Genomic DNA, 24,884 nt, shown 5'->3' with positions numbered 1-24,884 from the left:
CATGACCCGAAGCCACTTTTTCGCCCATCTCTCTCGCCTTAAACTGATCAACCGCTGGCCGCTGATGCGCAACGTGCGCACCGAAAACGTCTCCGAGCACAGCCTGCAGGTCGCGATGGTGGCGCATGCGCTCGCCGTGATTAAAAACAAAAAGTTCGACGGCCATCTCAACGCCGACCGCATTGCGATGCTGGCGCTCTATCACGACGCCAGTGAAGTGCTGACCGGGGATCTGCCGACGCCGGTGAAGTACTACAACGCCCAGATCGCCCATGAGTATAAAAAGATCGAGAAAATCGCACAGCAGAAGCTGATTGAGATGCTGCCGGAAGAGCTGCAGGAGGAGTACCGTCCGCTGCTTGACGAACATCAGCACAGCGAAGCGGAGCAGTCGGTGGTGAAGCAGGCAGACGCGCTCTGCGCCTACCTGAAGTGTCTGGAAGAGCTCTCCGCCGGCAACAACGAATTTTTACTGGCGAAAGCGCGGCTGGAGAAAACCCTGCAGCAGCGACGCTCGCCAGAGATGGACTACTTCGTCGAGGTGTTTATTCCCAGCTTCAGCCTGTCGCTGGATGAGATCTCGCAGGATTCGCCGCTGTAACGGCGCCTACGCCTTAAGGCTGAGCGTAAAGGCGCCTTCCGCCTGCGGCGTCACCTGCAACGCCGCCAGCGAGCGCAGCTGAAACAGCGTCTCCTGCAGGCGCGGCGTCTCCGCTGGCGCGTTAAGGGCGATCACCGCACAGCGGGCGTCAAGGCCGGAGAGGATGCCGGCGGGCGCATCCTCTACCACCACGCACTGCTGCGGCGCCAGGCCCAGCTTCGCCGCGCCGAGCAGATAGGGATCCGGCGCCGGCTTGCCCTTCTCCACCTGTTCGGCAGTAATAAACACCGTCGGCAGCGGCAGCCCGGCTGCCTTATGGCGTGCGTGCGCCACCGGCACCGAGCCTGAGGTCACGATAGCCCAGGGGATCTGCTGCGCATCCAGCGCCGTCAGCAGCGCGTGCGCGCCAGGCAGCGCACGCACGCCCGCCGTGTCCTGCGCTTCGTCTTGCTCTAACGCGCGAAACTCCGCCTGAATAGCGGCTTCCGGCTGGCCTGGCATAAAATGGCGCAGCGAGGTAATCGCCTGCTTGCCGTGAATAAACTGCAGGATCTCCTCTGCCGCAATGCCGTGCCGCGCGCCCCAGCTGCTCCAGGCGCGCTCAACCGCCGGCAGCGAATCCACCAGCGTACCGTCCAGATCAAATAAAAAACCGCTATAGGTCACAGCTCACTCCTGTCAGGCGTTGATAATCTGCGCGATTTCCGTCGCGCTGAGATGATATTGACGCGGACAAGTGTGCCATACCGCCAGCATGCGTTGGTATTTTTCCCACATCGGCGTCTGCGCGTTAAAACCGTGGGTGCCAGAGTCGAAGTGGGTGTAGCGCCCTTCGATATTGACCATAAAGCGGACGTAGCCGAGATAGCGCGCTTCGGTGGCGGCGTCGAAACCGAGAAAAGCGAGGCGTCGTTCCTCCAGCGAGGCGTTATCACCGAGGTTTGACCAGGAGACGTGCAGCGCATGGTGCATCTCCATAATATCGATAATGATGCGGCAGGTCTCTTCCGTCAGCTCGCCAAACTCCCTGTCCAGCTCGCGCATCTGCAGTCCGTAGCCGCGCTCGATAATGGTCTGATAGCGGCGATAGCGCTCGGCGTTATCCGGCTCCAGCATCGCCATGATTTTGTACTGGTTAGAGAGAATAAGACGCTGCGCGTGGGTCATTTCCATCATAGGCTCCAGGGCCGACAGGCCGTGCAAGAAGGTGACGGAAAATAGTGACATAAGGCGAGTGATGCGGGTATGCCCGCATCACTTTTCTTTGATGTAGACCCGGGTGAGCGACAAATTCTCTCAGCGGGAAAAGGCGGACGATCAAAGATCGTCGAGGAAGGTGCGATCCAGCTGTTTAAAGGCGCGCTTAAGCAGATCGGCCAGCGCCTGATAGGTCGGTTTGCCTTCAACCGGCGCAATCGCCTGACCCGCTTCCTCCAGCCGGGCGCGCACCTCGTGGAACCAGTGCAGCAGGGTGGGCGGTAGCGGCGTGACCGAACGTTTGCCTAGCCACCACAGGCCCTGCATCGGCAGGCTACAGGCGAAAAGCGCGGTAGCCACCGCCGGGCCGAGCTGTCCGCCGAGCGCGATTTGCCAGCTCAGGGTAAACACCGCCAGCGGCGGCATAAAGCGAATCGCAAAACGCGTCACGCTCGACACGCGGTTTTCAGGAAAGATCGGCGCGAGGCGTTTGTCATTCGGCCAGGTCTTCATATAGTGCTGGCCGTTTTGAAAAATACGGAACCAGCCAGTATTGCCAGAATCATTCGCCATGGCGGACCTCAACTAAAACTGCAAAAATTAAAATATTTTTATAGCTACACAACTTTACGTGACATCCTTCAAAAATTTTTGTCTTTAAAGGGGACTCTCGCTATCCTGACGCAGCCTGAATACCGTACTGGAAGCGAGTAAAGAGGTAAACGACAAACGCAGCGACCCACTATCGCTCAGCAAATTTCAAAAATTTGCGTAAAATTACCGAAATTTTTTTGCGGAGACGCAACATTTTGTCTAACGCAACGGAGTTATGATTAAACTCCCCGCTTTCATGGGCTACGCTGATAGTCTGATTGCCTTTTTTTTAGCCACTTTTAACAAATAGGTACTTCCATGTCGAGTAAGTTAGTACTGGTTCTGAACTGCGGCAGCTCTTCACTGAAGTTCGCCATCCTGAATGCCGCCAGCGGCGAAGAATTCCTTTCCGGCCTGGCGGAGTGCTTCCATCTTCCCGAAGCGCGTATCAAATGGAAACTGGACGGTGAAAAACATGAAGCGCCCCTTGGCGCCGGCGCCGCGCATAGCGAAGCCCTGAATTTCATTGTTAAAACTATTCTGGCACAAAAACCAGAGCTTTCGGCACAAATTGCTGCAATTGGTCATCGCATCGTCCACGGCGGCGAGCAGCTGACGGAATCGGTCATTATTACCGACGCCGTGGTGCAGGGCATCAAAGACAACGCCTCGTTCGCGCCGCTGCACAATCCGGCGCACCTGATCGGCATTGAAGAGGCGATGAAAAACTTCCCGCATCTTTCCGATAAGAATGTGGCGGTTTTCGACACCGCTTTCCATCAGACGATGCCGGAAGAGTCCTATCTCTACGCCCTGCCCTACAAACTCTATAAAGAGCACGGCGTGCGCCGTTACGGCGCGCACGGCACCAGCCACTACTATGTGACGCACGAAGCGGCCAACATGCTTAATAAGCCGGTTGACGAGCTGAACATCATTACCTGCCACCTCGGCAACGGCGCGTCGGTTGCGGCTATCCGCAACGGCAAATGCGTCGACACCTCTATGGGGCTAACGCCGCTGGAAGGTCTGGTGATGGGCACCCGCAGCGGCGACATCGATCCGGCGATCATTTTCTATTTGCATGACACGCTGGGCATGAGCGTCGACGCCATCAATAAGCTGCTGACCAAAGAGTCGGGCCTGCTGGGCCTGACCGAGGTCACCAGCGACTGCCGCTACGTCGAAGACAACTACGAAACCAAAGCGGACGCGAAGCGTGCCATGGATGTCTTCTGCCATCGTCTGGCAAAATATATCGGCAGCTACAGCGCCATGATGGAAGGCCGTCTGGACGCGGTGATCTTCACCGGCGGCATCGGCGAAAACGCGGCGATGGTGCGCGAGCTGTCGCTGAAAAAGCTCGGCCTGCTCGGCTTTGAGGTCGATCACGAACGTAACCTGGCGGCGCGTTTCGGCAAGTCCGGCTTTATCAATAAAGAGGGCACGCGCCCCGCCATTGTCATTCCGACCAACGAAGAGCTGGTGATCGCCCAGGATGCGGCGCGTCTGACCGCCTGATGTATTCTTCACCGTCAGCTCCGGCTGGCGGTGTCGTTTTTGACACTCCCTAAAGCGAGGTTGAAACGTGTCACGTACAATTATGCTTATTCCTACCGGCACCAGCGTCGGCCTGACCAGCGTCAGCCTTGGCGTGATCCGTGCCATGGAGCGCAAAGGCGTTCGTCTCAGCGTCTTTAAGCCGATCGCGCAGCCGCGTGCTGGCGGCGATACGCCGGACCAGACCACGCTGATCATTCGCAAGAACTCCTCTATTCCCGCCGCCGACCCGCTGAAAATGTCGCGCGTGGAGTCGCTGCTGGGCGCGAACCAGCAGGACGTGCTGATGGAAGAGATCATCGCCCGCTACCACGAAAACACCAAAGACGCGGAAGTGGTGCTGGTGGAAGGCCTGGTGCCGACGCGCAAGCATCAGTTCGCCAACGCCCTCAACTATGAGATCGCCAAAACGCTTAACGCCGAGATCGTATTTGTGATGGCGCTCGGCAACGACTCGCCCGCCCAGCTGAAAGAGCGCATTGAACTGACGCAAAGCAGCTTCGGCGGCGGCCGCAACAAAAACATTACCGGCGTTATCATCAACAAGCTGAACGCGCCGGTGGATGAGCAGGGCCGCACGCGCCCGGATCTGTCGGAAATTTTCGATGACTCCACCAAAGCGAGCGTCGCCAATATCGATCCGAAACAGCTGTTCGCCGACAGTCCGCTGCCGGTGCTGGGCTGCGTGCCCTGGAGCTTCGACCTGATCGCCACGCGCGCCATCGATATGTGCCGCCACCTCAACGCTGAGGTGATCAACGAAGGCGAGATCGCTACGCGCCGCGTCAAGTCCGTTACCTTCTGCGCGCGCAGCCTGCCGCATATGCTAGAGCACTTCCGCCCTGGTTCGCTGCTGGTGACCTCGGCGGACCGTCCTGACGTGCTGGTGGCGGCCTGCCTCGCCGCGATGAACGGCGTAGAGATTGGCGCCATTCTGCTGACCGGCGGCTACGAGATCGACAACCGCATCGCGAAGCTGTGCGAGCGCGCCTTCCAGACCGGCCTGCCGGTGTTTATGGTGAAAACCAACACCTGGCAGACCTCGCTCAGCCTGCAGAGCTTCAACCTTGAAGTGCCGAGCGACGACACCCAGCGCGTGGAAAAAGTGCAGGAGTATGTGGCCAGCTATATCAACGCCGACTGGATCGAGTCGCTGACCGCCACCTCCGAGCGCAGCCGCCGCCTGTCGCCGCCCGCCTTCCGCTATCAGCTTACCGAGCTGGCGCGCAAAGCGGGCAAACGCATCGTACTGCCGGAAGGCGACGAGCCGCGTACCGTTAAAGCCGCCGCTATCTGCGCCGAACGCGGCATCGCCACCTGCGTGCTGCTGGGCAACCCGGATGAGATCCAGCGCGTTGCCGCCGCACAGGGCGTCGAGCTGGGCAAAGGCATTGAGATCGTCGACCCAGAAGTGGTGCGCGATAACTATGTGCCGCGCCTGGTCGAGCTGCGTAAGAATAAAGGCATGACGGAAGTGGTGGCGCAGGAGCAGCTGGAAGACAACGTGGTGCTCGGCACCATGATGCTGGAGAGCGGCGAAGTCGACGGCCTGGTGTCTGGCGCCGTGCACACCACAGCCAACACCATTCGTCCGCCGCTGCAGCTGATCAAGACCGCGCCGAACAGCTCGCTGGTCTCCTCGGTGTTCTTTATGCTGCTGCCGGAGCAGGTGCTGGTGTATGGCGACTGCGCCATCAACCCGGACCCGACCGCAGAACAGCTGGCGGAAATTGCCATTCAGTCGGCGGACTCCGCCCACGCCTTCGGTATCGAGCCGCGCGTGGCGATGATCTCCTACTCCACCGGCACCTCTGGCGCAGGCAGCGACGTGGAGAAAGTACGCGAAGCGACGCGTATCGCGCAGGAGAAACGCCCCGATCTGGTGATCGACGGCCCGCTGCAGTATGACGCGGCGATTATGGAAGATGTGGCCAAATCCAAAGCGCCCAATTCAGCGGTCGCCGGTCGCGCCACGGTGTTTATCTTCCCGGATCTCAACACCGGCAACACCACCTACAAGGCGGTGCAGCGCTCAGCGGATCTGATCTCAATCGGTCCGATGCTGCAGGGCATGCGCAAGCCGGTTAACGACCTGTCGCGCGGCGCGCTGGTGGACGATATCGTCTATACCATCGCCCTGACCGCGATCCAGTCGCAGCAGGCGGAAGGCTAAGCCTTCTGGGTTTACATCCTGACGAACAAGAGCATGCACGCGCATGCTCTTTTTTTTACCGCATCGCCTGGTGCCGAATCTTACTCGCGTCTGAACAGCACAAGCATCACAGGCCGCAAAAACAAAAAAAACGCCCAGACGGGCGTTTTTTCAACCAACTATTTTAAGCGTCGCCGTTGCGCGTCAGCCACAGCGAGAGCGCCTTCAGCGAATCATCGGTAAACTCATCGCAGCGCGCGGTGATCTCATCCGGCGTCATCCAGAATACCTCGTCCACCTCTTCTTCCTGCATGGCGAACGGGCCGTGATAAACGCAGCTAAACAGACCGCCCCAGACGCGGACATGCTCATCTTCGAAGTAGAACTTGCCGTGCTCGGCGAAAGGCACATCGGCGATGCCCAGCTCCTCTTCCGCCTCGCGGCGCGCCGACTCCAGCAGATCTTCTCCGCTCTGCACCACGCCGCCCGCGGTGGCGTCCAGCATACCGGGCATGAAGTCTTTCGTCTCAGTGCGACGCTGCACCAGGATTTTGCCTGCGCCGTCATGCACCACGATATAGGTCGCGCGATGACGCATTCGCTGCGCACGCATCTGCGCGCGCGTCGCCTGCGCGATCACCTCATTCTCTTCATTGACGATATCGACCCACTCGATGCCGTCGCCCGCGGTTTGATCCACCATCCGGAAACCCTTTTCTGTTCTGGCGTGCCGTGCGACACGCACCTGATTGCCACGTCGTTGTTATAGTGTGCTGTAAGGTAATCACTTCCGCTCGTCTGAGCAAGCGGCGCAACCTATCGTTGCTTGCCGCTTTCTGCCAGCCAGAGCTGCACCGAGGCGCGCTGCCACTGAAATTCAGCATAATCCCTGAGCTTCTCCGGCAGCGCGTCGCCGTGCAGCGCCAGACGGTTCAGCATCACCGCCAGATCGCTATCGGCGATGGACCACTCGCCAAACAGGTTTTGCTGGCCATCGGGCAGCAGTTGCAGGCTGGCGGCCACCAGCTTCTCCGCCGCCTGCTGCGCCGCCGGGGTCAGCGGCGGAAAACGCTCGCCGGCAAACAGTACCTCGGTCGGCCGCTCCTGACGGATCGGCAGCAGATCGCTGCGCAGCCACGCCTGCAGCTCGCGCGCGCGAGCACGCTTTTCGCGGTCGCGTGGGTAAAGACGCTCAAACTCCGGCGCCGGAAAGCGCTCTTCCAGGTATTCGGCGATCGCCGAAGATTCGCTCAGGGTAAATTCGTCAACCTGCAGCGTCGGCACGCGGCAGGTCCGCGACAGCGCGCGATAGTCGCTACCGAACTGCTGATGTTGTGAGAGATCGACGCGTTTCAGCTGAAAGGGTACCCCTTTCTCCGTGAGCGCGACGTAAACCGACAGGGCGTAAGGACTAAAAAATGATGAATCAGACCACAGAGTGATGGACGGGTAATTCATCTGCTACCTCAACAGGCTTATCCGGGTAGCCTGATATTTACCGACTTTTTTTCAGCAAAGCAATCTCCGGCTGGTCCGATGTTCTCAAAGCGCGACGCAGGCCGGCAGCGCGCGGCCGCGCTTCTTCTATGCTGAAACAGTGCGTAGCAGAAAAATGATAAGGAGACGCGACATGCACATTCTGATGACCGGCGGCACCGGGCTGATCGGCCGCCATCTTATTCCACGCCTGCTGCTGCTCGGGCATCAGGTCAGCGCGGTGACGCGCGACGTCGCCGCCGCGCGCGAAAAGCTCGACGCGCGCGTCGCCCTCTGGTCGGGACTGGCGCAGCAGCAGAACCTTGACGGCGTCGATGCGGTAATTAACCTCGCCGGCGAGCCCATCGCCGACAAACGCTGGACCGAACAGCAAAAACAGCTGCTGTGCGAAAGCCGCTGGCAGATCACCGAACGCATCGCCTCGCTAATCAACGCCAGCGCGCATCCGCCGCGCGTGCTGATATCCGGCTCGGCGACCGGCTACTATGGGGATACCGGCGACCTGGTGCTGACCGAAGAGGACAGCGGTCAGGATGAATTTACCCACCAGCTCTGCGCGCGCTGGGAACAGCTGGCGCTTAGCGCACAGAGCGAGCGCACCCGCGTCTGTTTGCTGCGCACCGGCGTGGTGCTGGCCAGCGAAGGCGGCGCGTTGGGCAAGATGAAGCTGCCGTTCAGGCTCGGCGTCGGCGGACCCATCGGCAGCGGCAAACAGTATCTGCCGTGGATCCATATCGACGATATGGTCAACGCTATCCTCTGGCTGCTTGATAACGACGCGCTAAGCGGCCCGTTCAATATGGTGTCGCCCTACGCGGTGCGCAACGAGCAGTTCGCCGCCACGCTGGGCCACGTGATGCACCGTCCCGCCTTTATGCGCACGCCCGCCAGCGCCATCAGGCTGATGATGGGTGAATCGGCGGTGCTGGTGCTGGGCGGACAGCATGTGCTGCCGAAACGGCTGGAGGCGGCCGGCTTTGGCTTTCGCTGGTATGACCTACAGGAGGCGCTGCAGGATGTGGTGGGCAAACCGGCGGACAAAGGTGCAGCCTGACCGCCGGTTCCGCGCCGCCTCTTCAGTCGAGGAGGCGGCGTTTACTTCAGCGAACCTTTAAGAAACTGCTGCAAGCGCGGGCTTTTCGGGTTGCCGAACAGCACGTCCGGCGGCCCTTCTTCCTCAATCTTGCCCTGATGCAGAAAGATCACATGGCTGGAGACGTGGCGCGCGAACTCCATCTCATGGGTCACCACCACCATGGTTTTGCCCTCTTCCGCCAGCTTCTGCATGATACGCAGCACTTCGCCCACCAGCTCGGGATCGAGCGCCGAGGTCGGCTCATCGAACAGCAGCACTTCCGGCTCCATCGCCAGCGCGCGCGCGATCGAGACGCGCTGCTGCTGACCGCCAGAGAGATGCACCGGATATTTCGCCTGCGCGCGCTCGTCGATGCCAACCTTGTTGAGATAGTTTATGGCGCGGGCGCGAGCGTCTGCTTTGCTCAGCCCCAGCACCTGAATCGGCGCCTCCATCACATTCTCCAGCACCGTCATATGGCTCCAGAGGTTGAAGTGCTGGAACACCATGGTGAGGCGCGTGCGCAGCGAGCGCAGCTGCTCTTTGTCGGCGACCTTGAGCTGTCCGTCGGTGTCGCGCACCAGATTGATCGGCTCGCTGGTGACGGAAATGGTGCCTTCGCTCGGCTTTTCCAGAAAGTTAATGCAGCGCAGGAAGGTGCTTTTACCGGAGCCGGAGGAGCCGATAATGCTGATCACATCGCCCGCATTGGCCTGTAAAGAGACGCCTTTTAATACTTCATGGTCACCGTAACGCTTGTGCAGTTCGGTCACGCTTAATTTGTTTTCAGCCATAGTTCTACTCAATGCGATGACGAAGGTTTGATGTGTGCGAGAAAGCGACGTTCCGCCAGACGGAACAGGCTAATCAACACATAGGAGATAATCAGATAGAGCACCGCCGCAATGCCGAACGCGGTAAAGGGCTGATAGGTCGCGGAGTTGATGTCGCGCGCGATTTTCAGCAGATCCGGCACTGTGGCGGTAAAAGCGAGCGCCGTAGAGTGCAGCATCAGGATCACCTCGTTGCTGTAGGCAGGCAGCGCGGTGCGCAGCGCGGACGGCAGAATAATGCAGCGGTAGAGCTTAAAGGTGGAGAAGCCGTAGGCGCGCGCCGCCTCGATCTCGCCGTGCGGCACGGCGCGGATTGCCCCGGCGAAAATCTCCGTGGTATAGGCGCAGGTGTTAAGGGTAAACGCCAGCAGCGTACAGTTAAGGCCGCTGCGGAAAAAGGCGTTCAGCAGCTCGGAGCCTTTCACCACCTCCAGCGTATACATGCCGGAGTAGAACACCAGCAGCTGCACGTAGAGCGGCGTGCCGCGAAACACATAGGTAAACAGCCAGACCGGGGTGCTGACGAAACGGTTCGGCGACACGCGTGCGATAGCCAGCAGCACCGCCAGACAGCCGCCGATCACCACCGACAGGATCAGCAGCCACAGGGTGATGGCGACGCCGGTAAAGCGATAGCCGTCGGTCCAGAGCAGGGATTTCCAGTACTCCTGAATAATATCGATCATAGCTCTGCCCTTTTTACGCCCACCGAGTAGCGGCGGTTCAGCCACCACAGCACGCCGTTCGACAGCGTGGTAAAGATTAAATAGATCGCGCCGGCGACAATGGCGAAGTAGAACGGCTGCCAGGTGCTTTTGCCCGCCAGCTGCGTCGCTTTTACCACATCTTCCAGCCCGAGCAGCGACACCAGCGCGGTGGCTTTCAGGATCACCTGCCAGTTATTGCCGATGCCCGGCAGCGCGTAGCGCATCATGCCGGGAAACAGAATGCGGCGAAACACCTGCGAGCCGGTGAAGCCGAACGCCGTGGCGGCCTCGATCTGCCCTTTCGGCACCGCCAGAAACGCGCCGCGAAAGGTTTCGGTAAAGTAGGCGCCGTAGATAAAGCCGAGCGTAATGATACCGGCCACCATCGGGTCGATATCGAACTGGGCGAGTCCCAGCGCGTCGGTGAGTGAGTTAAGGGCGATCTGCAAACCGTAGAAGATCAGCAGCATCAGCACCAGGTCAGGCACGCCGCGGATCAGCGTGGTGTAGCCTTCAAACAGCATCGCCAGCGGGCGGCTGCGGGAGAGTTTCGCGCCCGCGCCAATCAGGCCGAGCACCACCGCCAGCACCACTGAACTGAGCGCCAGCTCCAGCGTCACCAGGGTGCCTTTGAGAATAACCTCAGAATAGCCGTACAGCATGTAATCAATCCCGTCGTGGAGAAAAAATCAATGTTCTGCCCGCTGGCGTACCAGCGAGCAGTCCTGATCGGTTCAGCGTGTAACCATCAGGTAAAGGTCGACAGGGTTAGTCACCGTACACATTGAAATCAAAATACTTTTTCGCAATCTTATCGTAGGTGCCGTCTTTGCGCATCGCTTCGAACGCTTTATCGATCGCCGCTTTCAGCTCGCTGTCGTCTTTGCGCAGTCCCATACCGGTGCCGACGCCAAAGATTTTATCGTCTTTCACCGCCGGACCGGCGAAGGCGTAGTTCTTGCCGACCGGCTGCTTCAGGAAGCCTTCGCTCGCCTGCACTTCATCCTGAAACGCGGCGTCGATACGGCCCGCGTTCAGATCCTGATAGACCAGGTCCTGGTTCGCATAAGGCGTAACGTTCACCCCTTTCGGGCGCCAGTTCTCGTTGGCGTAGGTTTCCTGCGTGGTGCCCTGCAGCAGGCCGATATTTTTGCCCTTCAGCGATTCAATAGTCGGCTGGATCGGCGAGCCTTTCGGCGCCACCAGACGCGCGTTGGCCGCATAGAGCTTGTCGGAGAAGGCGATCTCTTCCTGACGCTTGGCGGTAATCGACAGCGAGGAGATGATGGCGTCGATTTTCTTCGCCTTCAGCGACGGGATCAGCGCGTCGAAGTCGCTCTCGACATAGGTGCATTTGCTGTTAATGCGTTTACAGATTTCGTTGGCAAGATCGATATCGAAGCCTACTAACTGTCCTTGCGCGTTTTTCGATTCAAACGGCGGGTAAGTCGGGTCAGTCCCAATGCGAATCGACGACGGCACCGCGGCGAAGACGCTGGCGGCGCTGGTCAGGCCCAGCATGAGAGAAAGAGCCAGAACTCGCTTTTTCATAGATAACCCTCAGTGAAGTGCTTTTTGTTATGGGTGCGTGATGTGTTTGCGCTTGTTAAGCCACATATTTCTTGCATATTTCATGCCAGCAATGCAAGCCATTCGCGCGCCCGGCGCGCCGCCAGCGAGGCGGTTCGGCCGAGTTTGTGAGGGGAATATATCAGCGATGTCAGAGAGAAAAAGCGACCTTGTTAACTTTTGGTGCACCAAATGCACGAAGAGTGATCGCCCGCGCGAATTCGCACTTAAAAAGTGCAAATAAAGGCGCTTATGCACCATTCCAGCGCGTAAACAGATCCTGCGGCAGCGTGATGTCAAACTGATCGACCACCCGGTTAACCGTTTGATCCACCAGCTCCATTATCGACTGCGGCCGATGGTAGAAGGCGGGCACCGGCGGCATAATCACCGCACCCAGCTCGGCGGCGGTGGTCATCATGCGCAGGTGACCAATGTGCAGCGGGGTTTCGCGCACGCCCAGCACCAGCTTGCGCTGCTCTTTCAGCACCACGTCGGCGGCGCGCGTCAGCAGGCTGTCGCTGTAGCTGTGAACGATGCCGGAAAGGGTTTTCATCGAACAGGGCAGGATCGCCATGCCGAGGGTTTTAAACGAGCCTGACGAGATGCTGGCGGCGATATCGCGCACGTCATGCACCACATCCGCCAGCGCCTGCACGTCGCGCAGGCTGTAGTCGGTCTCCAGGCTCAGGGTTTGACGCGCCGCCGGACTCATCACCAGATGGGTTTCCACCTCGCTGACCTGCTGCAGCACCTGCAGCAGCCGCACGCCGTAAATCGCGCCGCTTGCGCCCGAGATGCCAATGATGAGTCGTTTCATACTTCTTCCTTGCCTGTTCAGTGAGGCGCCATGATAACCCGCTGCAGATTGCGAAAACAAACGGGGCGGATTTCTCCGCCCCGTTTGCACATTTATTATCGCTGAAAACGCGCTTAGCCTTCGTTATGCAGCTCGAGGTTCTCGACTTCATTCTGACGCTGCAGCGCTTTAGCGTCGTCGTTACGCAGCGACTGGAGGTACTCCAGATACTGCTGATCGACATCTTTCGTCACGTAGACGCCGTTAAACACCGAGCATTCGAACTGGGCGATATCGGGGTTCTCTTCGCGCACCGCTTCAATCAGGTCGTTGAGATCCTGGAAAATCAGCGCGTCAGCTTTGATCAGCTGGCAGATCTCATCCACTTCACGACCGTGGGCGATCAGCTCGGTGGCGCTCGGCATATCGATGCCGTAGACGTTCGGGAAGCGAATCTCCGGCGCGGCGGACGCCAGATAAACGCGTTTCGCGCCCGCTTCGCGCGCCATCTCGATAATCTGCTCCGAGGTGGTGCCGCGCACGATGGAGTCATCCACCAGCAGCACGTTCTTGTCGCGGAACTCGGCGCGGTTAGCGTTGAGCTTGCGGCGAACGGCGCTGCGGCGCAGCTGCTGGCCCGGCATGATAAAGGTGCGGCCGACGTAGCGGTTTTTCACAAAGCCCTGGCGATAGGGTTTGTTAAGAATGCGCGCAATCTCCAGCGCGATATCGGTGGAGGTTTCCGGGATCGGGATCACCACGTCGATATCGAGATCTTCCCATTCGCGGGCGATCTTCTCGCCCAGCTTGGTGCCCATGCGCACGCGCGCGCTGTAGACGGAGATCTTGTCGAGGAACGAGTCCGGGCGCGCAAAGTAGACGTACTCGAACAGGCAGGGATTGCTTTTCGGGTTCTCGGCGCACTGGCGGGTAAACAGCTGGCCCGCTTCGGTAATGTAGACGCCCTCGCCCGGCGCGACGTCGCGCAGGAACTCAAAGCCCAGCGTGTCGAGCGCCACGCTCTCAGAGGCGACCATATACTCGACGCGGCTGTCCGGCAGCACGCGCTTGCCCAGCACCAGCGGACGAATGCCGTTGGGATCGCGGAAGGCGACCATGCCGTGGCCGATGATCATGGCGACCACGGCGTATGCGCCGCGCACCTGCTGATGCACCGCCGCCACCGCAGCGAAAATGTTGTCTGCTTCCAGCGGGTCATGCTGAAAACGATCCAGCTCCTGCGCGAAGATATTGAGCAGGATTTCAGAATCAGACGTGGTGTTGACGTGACGGCGGCCCTTTTCGAACAGGTGCTTGCGCAGGTCGTGCGCGTTGGTCAGGTTACCGTTATGGGCCAGCGTAATACCGTACGGCGAGTTAACGTAGAACGGCTGCGCTTCAGAGGCGCTGGAGCTGCCTGCGGTCGGGTAACGAACGTGGCCGATCCCCATGTTGCCCTGCAGACGCTGCATGTGGCGCGCTTCGAACACATCGCTGACGAGGCCGTTCGCCTTACGCAGACGGAAGCACTTCAGCGCATCGATGGTACAAATGCCTGCGGCATCCTGCCCGCGGTGCTGAAGCACCGTTAACGCATCATAGATCGACTGGTTGACCGGCATAAACCCGGTGATACCAACAATACCGCACATGTTGTCATTTCCTCATTAGCCGCACTCCCGGTGGCGTCACCGGGGTAAAAAACTCGACGTGCTTTTCAGGTAGTCAAAAAACCATCTGATGATAGAACTGAACTGGGGAATGAGCTGGGACTGCTGCCAGTCCGGGCTTTTTGAAAAGCCGGTGAATGTATCGAGGAAAAAAAGCATCGCGCTGACGATCAGCACGCCGCGTAGCGCCCCGAAACAGACCCCCAACACCCTGTCGGTTCCCGACAGGCCGGTCTTTTCCACCAGCGAGCCGATCACATAGTTGACTATCGCGCCGACAATCAGCGTCGCGACGAACAGCACCGCGATAGCGATGCCGTTACGCACCAGTTCGTCGTCAAAACCTGTAAACCAGACTGCAAGGTAGGCGTAGTAGTGACTGGCGACAAAAAACGCGCATCCCCAGGTAACGAGAGATAAGGCTTCGCGGACAAACCCTCGAATCAGGCTGACCAGAGCCGAAAAACCAACTACCGCAATTATGACGTAATCAATCCAGACCATGAACTCTTCCAGCGCCAGTGCGTTTGCACCCCTGCATCCAGTTCGGGGCGCATTCTAACAGAAAAAGAAAACGTTTGCGTAGCGCTTTTCCCTTTCTGTTTCCATAAAAAGGGCGATGAAAAAAACTTTCCTCGCCCGACTCAGATTCAACGCCAAAAGGTATTGAATTAAAAAGAATTTTTATTTTATCTGCGCGTTTAGCGCCTTGTGCGGCGCCGCCTTTTTATGCTATCGGCGGCGCCAATCAATGGCCTAATGCGCGCTGTAGGGTTTCACCACCCCACCCAGTCCAGAGACGCTCTGCAGCTCGGCAAGCGAGCCCTGCAGTTTGGCTTTCGACGCGTCCGGCCCGACGTAGATACGGGTGATTTGTCCCTGCACCGGCGTCGACGGTACGGTAAAGGCGCGATAGCCCGACAGGCGCAGCTTCGCTACGATTTCGCTTACCTTCGCCGCGTTTTTCAGCGCGCCGAGCTGCACCACGTAGGCCTGACCGGCTGGCGCGCTCTGCTCTGCGGCCTTCGGCGTTTCCGCCGGCTTAGACTCAACCGGCTTTGGCTGCTCAACCGGCTTTGGCTGCTCAACCGGCTTCGGCTGGGCTTTCGGCTGCTCGACCGGCTTCGCTTTCGGCTGTTCCACCGGTTTCGCTTTCGGCTGCTCGGTCTGGCGCGGCTTCGCCGGTGCGCTCTGATGCACCGGCGGCGGCGTCACCACGCTCGGCTCGCTGCTGCTCTGCGGCGTGGCGTTGCCCTGTTCGGCGACCGGGTTGCTGGCCGTGCTGGCGGTGTTGCTCACCGCGCTGCCCGCACCCTGCGGCGGCTGCGCAGGCAACGGCTGCGTCACTGGCGGCACCATCTCGCTGTCCTGCTGATCGTCGGGCTTCGGCACCAGCGGGATCGCCGCGAACTCCTCTTTATAGTGTTTCTTTTTGCCGTCCAGCAGGCCCGGCAGCACAATCACGCCCACCGCCACCAGAATAATGGTGCCGACCAGGCGGTTCTGAAACTTACTCGCCACGACCTTTCTCCATCTCTGTCGATTCCATGACCTGCGCCACGGTGTGGAAAGATCCACACACCAGCACGATATCCTGCGCGTCCGCCTCGCGACGCGCCGCCTGCCAGGCGCTCTCTACGTCAGCAAACGCTGTCGCCGCCTCAGCGGGCAGATGCGCCATCAGCTCGTCGGCGCTGGCGCCGCGCGGGCCGTCGAGCGGCGCGCAGTACCAGCGGTCGATCTGCGGCGCCAGCGCCGCCAGGGTGCCAGCGATATCTTTATCATGCAGCATGCCGACCACCGCGCGCACGCGACCGCGCGTCGGCAGCTGCGCCAGACGCGAGGCGAGATAGCTCGCGGCGTGGGGATTGTGCGCCACGTCGAGGATCACGCGCGGCGATTCGCTGACCGTCTGAAAGCGGCCCGGCAGGATCGCCAGCGGCAAATAGTGCCGGATAATCGCTTCGCTGACGCCGAGACCGGATGCGCGCAGCGCCGCCAGCGCGGTGGCTGCGTTCGGCAGCGGCACCTGCGGCAGCGGCAGATCGTTCAGCTCGCCCTGCGCGTCGCGGAATGCCCAGCTTTCCGCCTGCTGGCTGTAGCGCCAGTCGCGGTCGCGCTGCAGCAGCAGCGCGCCCTTCTCCGCCGCCACGGCGGCAATGCTGACGGGCATCTCCGGCTCGCCCACCACGGCGGGCTTGCCGCCGCGGAACACGCCCGCTTTCTCGCGGCCAATGCTTTCGCGATCCGGACCGAGCCAGTCGGTGTGATCCAGCGCGATGCTGGTTACCACCGCCACGTCGGCGTCGACGATATTGGTGGCGTCGAGGCGGCCACCCAGCCCCACTTCAAGGATCACCACGTCCAGCTGCGCCTGCTGAAACAGGTTCAGCGCGGAGAGCGTGCCGAATTCAAAATAGGTCAGGGAAACGTCGCCGCGCCCGGCTTCGATTTTGGCGAAGCTGGCGCTGTGCAGCGCAGGGTCCAGCTCTTGGCCCTGCACGCGCACGCGTTCGGTGTAGCGCACCAGATGCGGCGAACTGTAAACGCCAACGCGATAGCCCGCCGCCATCAGCAGGGTTTCCAGCGTGCGGCAGGTGGTGCCTTTGCCGTTGGTGCCGGCGACAGTAAAGACGAAGGGCGCGGGTTTCAGCAGGTCGAGGCGCTGCGCGACGCAGCGAATGCGATCCAGCCCCAGCTCGATGGTCTGCGCGTGCAGATGCTCAAGATAATAAAGCCACGTGGCCAAAGGCGACGTGGCTTGAGGAAGGTGAAGAGTGTCCATATGTCCCGTTTAACAGATTTTGACCCGGTTCAGCCGGGTCGACGGTGCATTGGTGAAAGGCGCGGCGCGCGCGCCTCTCTCTCCTGTCAGGCCTCGTTGCTTTCCGGCTCTTCCGCAGGCGCGGTCGGTTCGCCATCGTGCAGCGGCGCGGGAAGATTCATCATCTTCGCCAGCAGGCTCGCCAGTTTATAACGCATTTCCGGGCGACGAATGATCATATCGATCGCGCCCTTCTCAATCAGGAACTCGCTGCGCTGGAAGCCCGGCGGCAGCTTTTCGCGCACCGTCTGCTCGATAACGCGCGGGCCGGCGAAGCCGATCAGCGCCTTCGGCTCGGCGACGTTGAGGTCGCCCAGCATGGCGAAGCTGGCGGAGACGCCGCCCATGGTCGGATCGGTCAGCACGGAGATATAGGGCAGACCGCGCTCCTGCATTTTCGCCAGCGCAGCGCTGGTTTTCGCCATCTGCATCAGCGACATCAGCGCTTCCTGCATACGGGCGCCGCCGCTGGCGGAGAAGCAGATCAGCGGGCAGTTATCTTCCAGCGCCTGCTCCACCGCACGCACAAAGCGCGCGCCGACTACAGAGCCCATCGAGCCGCCCATAAACGCGAACTCAAACGCGGCCGCCACGACCGGCATGCCGTGCAGCTGGCCTTTCATCACGATCAGCGCATCTTTTTCATCGGTCGCTTTCTGCGCGGCAACGAGGCGATCCTTGTACTTCTTGGAGTCGCGGAACTTCAGGATATCCTTCGGCTCCAGCTCGCTGCCCAGCTCGGTCTGCGTGCCCTGGTCGAGCAGGCTGTTGAGGCGCTCGCGGGCGTGCATGCGCATGTGATGGTCGCACTTCGGGCAGACCTCAAGATTACGCTCCAGCTCGGCGCGGTACAGAACCTGACCGCAGCTGTCGCACTTGGTCCAGACCCCTTCCGGGATGCTGGCACGACGTGCAGGCGTAACGTTGCTTTTATTAAGAATGCGTTCAATCCAGCTCATTGAAGACCTTTTTGTTTAAAACTGACCTGGTCCAGTCATCTTATTTGCCGCTGAAAACCGCTTCAGCAGACATGAAATGTCGCTCATTAAACCACAACCGATTCTGACTGTGGATAAAAATCTGGTCTAACCGCGACGCGACCGAACCCTTACCGCTGTTTTTGCTGCTTCGCCTGACGGCGATGACGCCACACCTCGATCACGCCGGGCAGCACCGAAACCACAATAATGCCGACGATCAGCAGCTTAAGATTTTCCTGCACCACCGGCAGGTCGCCGAACAGGTAGCCCGCGTAGGAGAACAGCAGCACCCACGCCAGCGCGCCGGCGACGTTGAACAGCGCGAAATGACGATAGGACATATGCCCCATACCGGCGACGAAAGGCGCGAAGGTGCGCACAATCGGTACGAATCGCGCGAGGATAATGGTTTTGCCGCCGTGGCGATCGTAAAACGCATGGGTTTTATCGAGATAGCTGCGGCGGAAGAGGCGCGAGTTGGGGTTGCTGAACAGCCGCTCGCCGAACAGGCGGCCGATAGTGTAGTTCACCGCGTCGCCCAGTACCGCCGCCACCACCAGCAGCGCCGCCATCAGGTGGACATTAAGATCGTTGCCCGGCAGCGCCGCCAGCGCGCCCGCGACAAACAGCAGCGAGTCGCCCGGCAGAAAAGGCGTCACCACCAGGCCGGTTTCACAAAACAGGATCAGGAACAGAATGGCGTAAATCCAGATGCCGTACTGCGCCACCAGCTCGGCCAGGTGCACATCAATATGCAGAATAAAATCAACCAAAAAATGGACGAACTCCATAACGCCTCTCTGAAAATAGCCGACTAGATTAATCCACCAGGAACAACGGCCCCATTGGCGGTTCGGGTAACGCAAAATGCGATGGGTAATCCACCGCCACTAAATAGAGCCCTTCCGCTCTGGCCGTCGCCGCCGCCAGCGTGCGATCTTTCGCCGCCAGCAGGGTCGCCATCCAGTTTTCCGGCTGGTTGCCGCAGCCGATCTCCATCAGGCTGCCGACGATATTGCGCACCATGTGATGCACAAAGGCGTTGGCCTTGATATCGACGATCACGAAGGCGCCCTGCCGCGTGACGTTGAGATGCATCAGGTTGCGCCACGGCGTGCGCGACTGGCACTGCACGGCGCGAAACGAGGTGAAGTCGTTTTCGCCCAGCAGGCACTGCCCGGCGCGATGCATCTTCTCGGCGTCCAGCGGATGATAAAAATGGGTGACGCCGCGGCCGAGGATCGCCGGACGCAGCCGCTGGTTGTAGATCAGGTAGCGATAGCGCCGCGCCGTGGCGCTGAAGCGCGCATGAAATTCATCCGGCACCGCCTTCACCCAGCGCACCGCAATATCTTCCGGCAGATTAGCGTTGACGCCCAGCGTCCAGGCACCGTCGGCGCGCGACGAGGTGGTTTCGAAATGCACCACCTGGCCGGTGCCGTGCACGCCGGCGTCGGTGCGGCCGGCGCAGAACACGCTGACGTCGTGGTTCGCCACTTTCGACAGCGCTTTCTCCAGCTTCTCCTGCACGCTGCGCACTTCCTGCTGACGCTGCCAGCCGTAGTAGCGGCTGCCGTCATACTCAATACCGAGCGCCAGTTTATAGCGCTGACCTTCAGGCAACATTAATAGAGATACTCCTGCACCAGCTTCTCAGCGGTTTTCACCGCCATCAGCGCGCCGCCGAAGCGGATGTTGTCCGCGACCGACCAGAACTGCAGTAGTTCAGGGATGCCGTAATCGTTGCGCACGCAGCCGATGCTGAGCTGCTCATTGCCGGAGGCGTCGCCGACCTGCGTCGGATAGCTATCTTCGTCGCTCAGGTTGATATCGGCGGCCAGCGCCAGCTCGGCGCGCGCTTCCTCCGCCGACAGCGGACGCAGGCTCTCTACATGCACAATCTGCGCATTGCCGTAGAAAACCGGCGCCTGCACGCTGCTGACCGCAATCGGCAGTCCGTCGTCCTGCAGCACTTTGCGCACCTGATCCACCAGACGTCGCTCGCTGGCGACGCTGCCTTCCGCGTCCGCCAGCTGCGGCAGCAGGTTGAACGCCAGCTGGCGGCCGAAGAAGTGATCGTCCGCCGGCACGCCGTTAAGCAGCCGCGCGCTCTCGCCCGCCAGGCCATCGACCGCGCTTTTGCCGTGGCTGGAAGCAGAGATCAGGTTAGTGACCTGCAAACGGCCCAGGCCCGCTGCGTCCACCAGCGGTTTGATGGCGCTGAGCAGCTGACTGGTCAGGCTGTCGGCGACGCTCACCAGGTTGCGGTTGCGGTAGTCGGCCAGCACGTGTGGGTTGACGTCCGGCACCACCAGCGGCACATCGGGCGACAGCGCGAAGGCGTCGCTGCTGTCGATCACCAGACAGCCGGCGTTGGCGGCGTCGTCGGCATAGCGCGCCGAGGCGTCGCGACCGGCGACGAAAAAGGCGAGCTGCGCCTGCGACCAGTCGAAATCCGCCGCGTTTTCCACGCGCACCGAGCGCCCCTCGAAACGCAGCGTCTCGCCGGCGCTGTTTTCGCTCGCCAGCAGATACAATTCACCAACCGGGAACTGGCGTTCCGCCAGCAGCTCCAGTACAGCGTTCCCTACTGCGCCTGTCGCGCCCAGTAGCGCAATATTCCAGCCGTCAGACATGTTGGTTTACTCCAGACAATGACATAAAAACAGAAGGCGGTGATATTCACCGCCCAGGTTTCGGAATTATCCCCCGCCGCGTCCGGCGCGGCGAGAAGATTAATTTAGCTGTTGTTGAGACGCGCGCAAAAGCCGAGCGCATTCAACAGGCTGGCGGTTTCTGCGTCGTGGCAGATTACCTCCAGCGAAGACCACTCGCGGCGCTCTTCATAGGTTTTGCGCAACCGGTCGAATTCGCCCGGTTTCGCCGCCACTTTACGCAGCGGCGCGTCATCGCGGCGCACATCATACACCAGATGCGCCAGACGTTTCAGCGTTGCCTGATCGAGCGGGCCGTTAAGGGTGACGCTGCTGAATTCCGGCGTCGGCAGCAGCTCGCTGAGCGGTACCTGCTGCGGCTGTCCGAGGAAGTCGCACCAGGCCTCGAACACCTGCGTGGTGCCGCGCGCCTTGCCCTCCAGCGTATAGCCAGCAATATGCGCGGTGCCGATATCCACACGATCCAGCAGATCTAGCGACAGCGCCGGCTCTGGCTCCCAGACATCGAGCACCACGCTGAGGTCGCGCCGCATCTTCAGCACCTCCAGCAGCGCGGCGTTATCCACCACCGGCCCGCGGCAGGCGTTGATCAGGATGGCGTGAGGTTTTAACGCCATCAGCAGCGCCGCGTCGGCGAGATGCCAGCTTTTGTACGGCCCCTCTTTAAACAGCGGCGTATGGAAGGTAAGGATATCCGCCTCCGCCACCAGCGCGTCGAGCGAGCGGAAGTCGCCTGCGTCGCCGCGATCGGCGCGCGGCGGATCGCACAGCAGGGTTTTCACGCCCCAGGCTTCCAGCCGCTTCTGCAGCCGTCCGCCGACGTTGCCAACACCGACGATGCCGACGGTGCGGTCGCGCAGCGCGAAGCCGTCGCGCTCTGCCAGCAGCAGCAGCGCGGAGAAGACATACTCCACCACCGCGATGGCGTTGCAGCCCGGCGCGGCGGAAAAGGCGATGCCCGCCTGTTCCAGCCAGGCTTCATCGATATGATCGGTGCCCGCCGTGGCGGTGCCGACGAACTTCACCGGCTTGCCCGCCAGCAGCGCCTCGTCTACCTGCGTCACCGAGCGCACCATCAGGCCGTCGGCATCCTCCAGTTCACGCTGCGGCAGCGGACGTCCCGGCACCGCCAGCACCTGGCCGGTACGGCTGAACAGTTCGCGCGCATAGGGCATATTTTCATCGACAAGAATCTTCACCACGGCTTTCCTGCTGGTTGCATTATTGAGAGGGCTATTGTGGCACAAACGCGTGCGTTAACCCAGGCGCGCGCGGTAGCGATCCGGCGTGGTGCCCGCCTGCTGCTGGAACATCACGATCAGCGCCGAGGCGGAGCTGTAGCCGAGGTCGTGGGCGATCGCCTGCACGCTTTTGCCCTGCCCCAGCTGGGCGACGGCGTGCAGAAAGCGCAGCCGCTGGCGCCACTCGCCGAACGACATATGCAGATCATTTCGGCAGCGCCGCGCCAGCGTGCGTTCAGTGGTGAAGACGCGCGCCGCCCAGGCCGCCAGCGTGGTGTTGTCGCCGGGATCCGCCTCCAGCGCCTGCAGCACCGGCGCGAGAAATTTGTCGCGCGAGCCCGGCAGATAGCTCTCCTGCACCGGCGCCAATCGCAGCCGATCGCGCAGCACCTCGCACAGCCGCCACTGCTCCGGCGTCTCTGGCTGCTCCAGCCCGTCGCGGGCGAAGGCGTCCATAATCGCATGGACGATAGCGTCGACGTTGAGCAGGCACGCCCGCTGCGGCAGGCCGTCGCACAGCGCGGCGGCGAGGTTAAAGGTGCGGAACTGCGCCTGCTGATGGTTGTAGCTGGCGTGCCGCTGGCGCGGCGGGATCCAGACCGGCATGGTGGCGGGCGTCAACAGCCGTTCGCCCTCGACGTTCATCTCCAGCACGTGACGCGTCACAAAGATCACCTGCCCCCACGCGTGAGCGTGCGGCAGATATTCGGTTTTCGCGTTGGCTTGTTCATAGCGCATAAAGTAGCGCAGCTGCAGCGCATCCTGCGGCGGCTGATATTCGACCTGTAAATTCATTCTGTCCGGTCAGCAAAGGATTTTTGTCCGATTTTAACTATCTCCTTAAAATCGGTCAAAAGTACACTGGGCGCACACTTTTTCAGGAGTACACCATGAATTTACTTTTTCCGCTGCTGGCGGTGCTGATCTGGTCAGTGAATACCATTGTCAGCAAGCTCTCCGCCGGCAGCATCGATCCTGCCGCGATCTCGTTCTACCGCTGGCTGCTGGCGCTGGTGGTGTTAACGCCCTTCGCGCTGCCGGGCGTCCTGCGCCATCGCCAGATTATCCGGGCGAATCTGTGGCGGCTGCTGATCCTCGGCCTGCTCGGCATGGTGCTCTATCAGAGCCTGGCCTACTACGCCGCGCACAGCGTCTCGGCGGTGATAATGGGCATTCTCGGCGCCACCATTCCGCTGCTGACCATTCTGCTTAGCCTGGTGGTGCTGCGGCTGGCGCCGACGCGCGGCATTCTTATCGGCGGCGTGCTGTCGTTCGCCGGGCTGGTATGGCTGGTAAGCGAGGGGCATCCCGCGCAGCTGCTGCAGCAGCGCCTTGGCCAGGGCGAGCTGATGATGCTGGCCGCCTCCACCTCCTACGCGCTCTACGGCGTGCTGACCCGCCGCTGGGCGATCCCGCTGCCCAACTGGCAGAGCCTTTATGTGCAGATCGGCTTCGGCGTCCTGCTGCTGCTGCCCGGCTTTCTGCGCGCGCCCGATGTGGCGCTCAACGCGCAGAATATTCCGCTGGTGCTGTTTGCCGGGCTGTTCGCCTCGATTATCGCGCCCTTTTTGTGGATCCTCGGCGTGCAGCGGCTGGGCGCCAGCACCACCAGCCTGTTTATGAACTTTGTTCCCGTTTTTACCGCCGTTATCGCGGTGCTGTTTCTCCATGAGCAGCTGCACGCTTATCACTGGATCGGCGGCGCCATGACGCTGGTGGGGGTGCTCCTCGCCCAGCGTCTGAAAACCCCGCTCAGGGCGCCTCGGCCCCTGGCTGAATAAACCGTGGCCCCCGTGGGATTTCCCGGGGGCTTTTGCTATCATGGCGCATCTTTTTTCCGGCGCACCCCACGCTGTCTTGTTTTCAAGGATTCCGCCATGCAACCTCTTAGCGGCCCCGGTGCGCCGATGGGCGATCGCTCCTCTGTCACGCCGTCGACCGGCGCGCCCCGCCCCGGCGCGACGCCTGGCGATCAGCCTCTTTCTCCGGCCCAGCGCACCACGCTGGAACGCCTGATCGTGCGCATTATGTCGCTCAGCACGCTTAAAGCGCCTGAACTCTGGGCGGGCGTGAAGCGCGAAGCGGGGGTAAAAAGCGAGGCGGAGCTGCAGTCGCGCCACTTTCCGGCGGCGGAGCACTATCTGAACGGCCGCCTGACGCAGGCGGAGAACGGCCGCGCCACGCGCCAGCTGCTTACCCAGCTCACCGATTTGCTGCCGCAGGGCAATAACCGCCAGGCGGTGAGCGATTTTATCCGCCAGCAGTTCGGCCAGACGGTGCTGAGTTCGCTGACGCAGGATCAGCTGCGTCAGGTGCTGACTATGCTGCAAAACGGTCAGATGGCGATCCCGCAGCCGCAGCAGTCGCGCATTACCGACCGCACGCTGCTGCCCGCCGAGCATCAGACGCTGAATCAGCAGATCGCGCGCCTGGCCGCCGCCACCGGCGAGCCGACCGGCAAAATCTGGACCTCGGCGCTAAAGCTGGCGAACCTCACCAGCGGCGATCCCATCCCGTCGCGCCATTTCCCGCTGCTGACCCAATATCTGCAGGTGCGCCTGACCCTGAGCCAGCACAGCGCTCCGACGCTGCAGGTGCTGGAAGCGTCGCTGAAGCAGCCGCTCGATCGCAGCGAACGTCAGCAGCTGGAGGATTACAGCCAGCAGCGCTTCCAGGCGACGCCGCAGACGGTGCTGACGCCGACGCAGACTCAGGATCTGCTCAACTACCTTTTTGCGCGCCGCGCCGAAAAAACCCAGGAGCAGCCGCTGGCCGACAGCGCGCTGCGCCCGCAGCCGATCTGGGCGCCGGTGTTCGAGGTGTTGCCGCCATCGCTGGCGCAGCGTCCGGCGCTGGCGGCGGTGCTGCTGCTGTTCGTCGTCGCCCTGCTGCTGTGGCTGGTGCTGTAAG

26 protein-coding genes are annotated in these 24,884 nt (G+C 61.0%); 6 read left to right on the top strand and 20 right to left on the bottom strand.

Annotated elements, in window-relative coordinates:
* Nucleotide 1: 1 nt before the first annotated feature.
* Nucleotides 2-601, top strand: coding sequence for a 5'-deoxynucleotidase (gene yfbR, locus B2J69_RS14605; RefSeq protein WP_081140383.1), 600 nt, complete (start codon nt 2-4; stop codon nt 599-601).
* Between the two features lie 6 nt (nt 602-607).
* Here the strand turns inward: yfbR and B2J69_RS14600 are convergent, their stop codons facing one another.
* The 3 genes from B2J69_RS14600 to yfbV form a co-directional block, all read right to left on the bottom strand.
* Nucleotides 608-1,267 carry a sugar phosphatase gene (locus tag B2J69_RS14600; RefSeq protein ID WP_081140381.1) on the bottom strand — a complete coding sequence of 220 codons (660 nt, stop codon included), beginning with the start codon at nt 1,265-1,267 and terminating at the stop codon, nt 608-610.
* Between the two features lie 12 nt (nt 1,268-1,279).
* On the bottom strand, nt 1,280-1,774 hold the full coding sequence (locus B2J69_RS14595) for a YfbU family protein (RefSeq protein ID WP_081140379.1): 495 nt from the start codon (nt 1,772-1,774) through the stop codon (nt 1,280-1,282).
* A gap of 144 nt (nt 1,775-1,918) precedes the next feature.
* Nucleotides 1,919-2,371: a terminus macrodomain insulation protein YfbV gene (yfbV, locus tag B2J69_RS14590; protein ID WP_033750506.1), complete on the bottom strand. Its 453-nt coding sequence runs from the start codon at nt 2,369-2,371 to the stop codon at nt 1,919-1,921.
* Between the two features lie 339 nt (nt 2,372-2,710).
* On the opposite strand from yfbV, the gene ackA reads away from it, so the two are divergent.
* Together ackA and pta are read left to right on the top strand one after the other, a co-directional pair.
* A complete protein-coding gene (gene ackA / locus B2J69_RS14585; protein WP_081140377.1) occupies nt 2,711-3,913 on the top strand; it encodes an acetate kinase in 1,203 nt (400 codons plus the stop codon).
* Between the two features lie 67 nt (nt 3,914-3,980).
* The gene (gene pta, locus B2J69_RS14580; protein ID WP_081140375.1) at nt 3,981-6,125 is read left to right on the top strand and encodes a phosphate acetyltransferase; all 2,145 of its coding nucleotides are present in this window, start codon (nt 3,981-3,983) and stop codon (nt 6,123-6,125) included.
* A gap of 163 nt (nt 6,126-6,288) precedes the next feature.
* Here pta and yfcD read toward each other — a convergent pair whose 3' ends face one another.
* Both yfcD and yfcF read right to left on the bottom strand, forming a co-directional pair.
* Nucleotides 6,289-6,807 (bottom strand): NUDIX hydrolase YfcD, encoded by a 519-nt coding sequence (yfcD, locus tag B2J69_RS14575; RefSeq protein ID WP_081140373.1) that lies wholly within the window; start codon nt 6,805-6,807, stop codon nt 6,289-6,291.
* 113 nt (nt 6,808-6,920) lie between these two features.
* Nucleotides 6,921-7,562: a glutathione transferase gene (yfcF, locus tag B2J69_RS14570; RefSeq protein ID WP_081140371.1), complete on the bottom strand. Its 642-nt coding sequence runs from the start codon at nt 7,560-7,562 to the stop codon at nt 6,921-6,923.
* Between the two features lie 172 nt (nt 7,563-7,734).
* On the opposite strand from yfcF, the gene B2J69_RS14565 reads away from it, so the two are divergent.
* Entirely contained in the window at nt 7,735-8,655 is a 921-nt protein-coding gene (locus B2J69_RS14565; RefSeq protein WP_081140369.1) for a TIGR01777 family oxidoreductase, read from the top strand.
* Nucleotides 8,656-8,696: 41 nt separating this feature from the next.
* On the opposite strand, the gene hisP is transcribed toward B2J69_RS14565, so the two are convergent.
* The 15 genes from hisP to B2J69_RS14490 all read right to left on the bottom strand — a co-directional run bounded on the left by hisP (nt 8,697) and on the right by B2J69_RS14490 (nt 22,769).
* Entirely contained in the window at nt 8,697-9,470 is a 774-nt protein-coding gene (hisP, locus tag B2J69_RS14560) for a histidine ABC transporter ATP-binding protein HisP (RefSeq protein ID WP_081140367.1), read from the bottom strand.
* A gap of 8 nt (nt 9,471-9,478) precedes the next feature.
* Entirely contained in the window at nt 9,479-10,195 is a 717-nt protein-coding gene (locus B2J69_RS14555; protein ID WP_033750535.1) for an ABC transporter permease, read from the bottom strand.
* Nucleotides 10,192-10,878 carry a histidine ABC transporter permease HisQ gene (locus tag B2J69_RS14550; RefSeq protein WP_081140365.1) on the bottom strand — a complete coding sequence of 229 codons (687 nt, stop codon included), beginning with the start codon at nt 10,876-10,878 and terminating at the stop codon, nt 10,192-10,194. The genes B2J69_RS14555 and B2J69_RS14550 overlap by 4 nt, the downstream gene beginning before the upstream one ends.
* Nucleotides 10,879-10,984: 106 nt before the next feature.
* Nucleotides 10,985-11,767: a lysine/arginine/ornithine ABC transporter substrate-binding protein ArgT gene (gene argT, locus B2J69_RS14545; RefSeq protein ID WP_081140363.1), complete on the bottom strand. Its 783-nt coding sequence runs from the start codon at nt 11,765-11,767 to the stop codon at nt 10,985-10,987.
* A 268-nt stretch (nt 11,768-12,035) separates the two neighbouring features.
* Complete coding sequence (locus B2J69_RS14540) at nt 12,036-12,605, bottom strand: UbiX family flavin prenyltransferase (RefSeq protein ID WP_081140361.1); 570 nt, start codon at nt 12,603-12,605, stop codon at nt 12,036-12,038.
* Between the two features lie 113 nt (nt 12,606-12,718).
* Nucleotides 12,719-14,236 carry an amidophosphoribosyltransferase gene (purF, locus tag B2J69_RS14535; RefSeq protein WP_081140360.1) on the bottom strand — a complete coding sequence of 506 codons (1,518 nt, stop codon included), beginning with the start codon at nt 14,234-14,236 and terminating at the stop codon, nt 12,719-12,721.
* Nucleotides 14,237-14,272: 36 nt separating this feature from the next.
* The gene (gene cvpA, locus B2J69_RS14530) at nt 14,273-14,758 is read right to left on the bottom strand and encodes a colicin V production protein (protein WP_081140358.1); all 486 of its coding nucleotides are present in this window, start codon (nt 14,756-14,758) and stop codon (nt 14,273-14,275) included.
* A gap of 252 nt (nt 14,759-15,010) precedes the next feature.
* The gene (gene dedD, locus B2J69_RS14525; protein WP_081140356.1) at nt 15,011-15,775 is read right to left on the bottom strand and encodes a cell division protein DedD; all 765 of its coding nucleotides are present in this window, start codon (nt 15,773-15,775) and stop codon (nt 15,011-15,013) included.
* A complete protein-coding gene (gene folC, locus B2J69_RS14520; RefSeq protein ID WP_081140355.1) occupies nt 15,765-17,039 on the bottom strand; it encodes a bifunctional tetrahydrofolate synthase/dihydrofolate synthase in 1,275 nt (424 codons plus the stop codon). Before folC ends, dedD begins: the two co-directional genes overlap by 11 nt.
* An 86-nt stretch (nt 17,040-17,125) precedes the next feature.
* The gene (gene accD / locus B2J69_RS14515) at nt 17,126-18,037 is read right to left on the bottom strand and encodes an acetyl-CoA carboxylase, carboxyltransferase subunit beta (RefSeq protein ID WP_081140353.1); all 912 of its coding nucleotides are present in this window, start codon (nt 18,035-18,037) and stop codon (nt 17,126-17,128) included.
* A 149-nt stretch (nt 18,038-18,186) separates the two neighbouring features.
* Nucleotides 18,187-18,849 (bottom strand): DedA family protein, encoded by a 663-nt coding sequence (locus tag B2J69_RS14510; protein ID WP_081140351.1) that lies wholly within the window; start codon nt 18,847-18,849, stop codon nt 18,187-18,189.
* A 28-nt stretch (nt 18,850-18,877) separates the two neighbouring features.
* A complete protein-coding gene (truA, locus tag B2J69_RS14505) occupies nt 18,878-19,684 on the bottom strand; it encodes a tRNA pseudouridine(38-40) synthase TruA (protein WP_407944747.1) in 807 nt (268 codons plus the stop codon).
* Entirely contained in the window at nt 19,684-20,694 is a 1,011-nt protein-coding gene (locus B2J69_RS14500) for an aspartate-semialdehyde dehydrogenase (protein WP_081140349.1), read from the bottom strand. The genes truA and B2J69_RS14500 overlap by 1 nt, the downstream gene beginning before the upstream one ends.
* A gap of 104 nt (nt 20,695-20,798) precedes the next feature.
* On the bottom strand, nt 20,799-21,932 hold the full coding sequence (gene pdxB, locus B2J69_RS14495) for a 4-phosphoerythronate dehydrogenase PdxB (RefSeq protein WP_081140347.1): 1,134 nt from the start codon (nt 21,930-21,932) through the stop codon (nt 20,799-20,801).
* A gap of 57 nt (nt 21,933-21,989) precedes the next feature.
* Entirely contained in the window at nt 21,990-22,769 is a 780-nt protein-coding gene (locus tag B2J69_RS14490; RefSeq protein WP_081140345.1) for an AraC family transcriptional regulator, read from the bottom strand.
* Nucleotides 22,770-22,864: 95 nt separating this feature from the next.
* On the opposite strand from B2J69_RS14490, the gene B2J69_RS14485 reads away from it, so the two are divergent.
* Complete coding sequence (locus B2J69_RS14485) at nt 22,865-23,755, top strand: DMT family transporter (RefSeq protein ID WP_081140343.1); 891 nt, start codon at nt 22,865-22,867, stop codon at nt 23,753-23,755.
* 96 nt (nt 23,756-23,851) lie between these two features.
* Nucleotides 23,852-24,883 (top strand): flagella biosynthesis regulator Flk, encoded by a 1,032-nt coding sequence (gene flk / locus B2J69_RS14480; protein ID WP_081140341.1) that lies wholly within the window; start codon nt 23,852-23,854, stop codon nt 24,881-24,883.
* Nucleotide 24,884: the final 1 nt, after the last annotated feature.

Origin of the sequence: Pantoea latae (genome assembly GCF_002077695.1) — a bacterium.
GTDB classification, from domain to species: domain Bacteria; phylum Pseudomonadota; class Gammaproteobacteria; order Enterobacterales; family Enterobacteriaceae; genus Pantoea; species Pantoea latae.
Note: the sequence above shows the minus strand (reverse complement) of the source record. Positions and strands in the feature narration are given on the sequence as shown.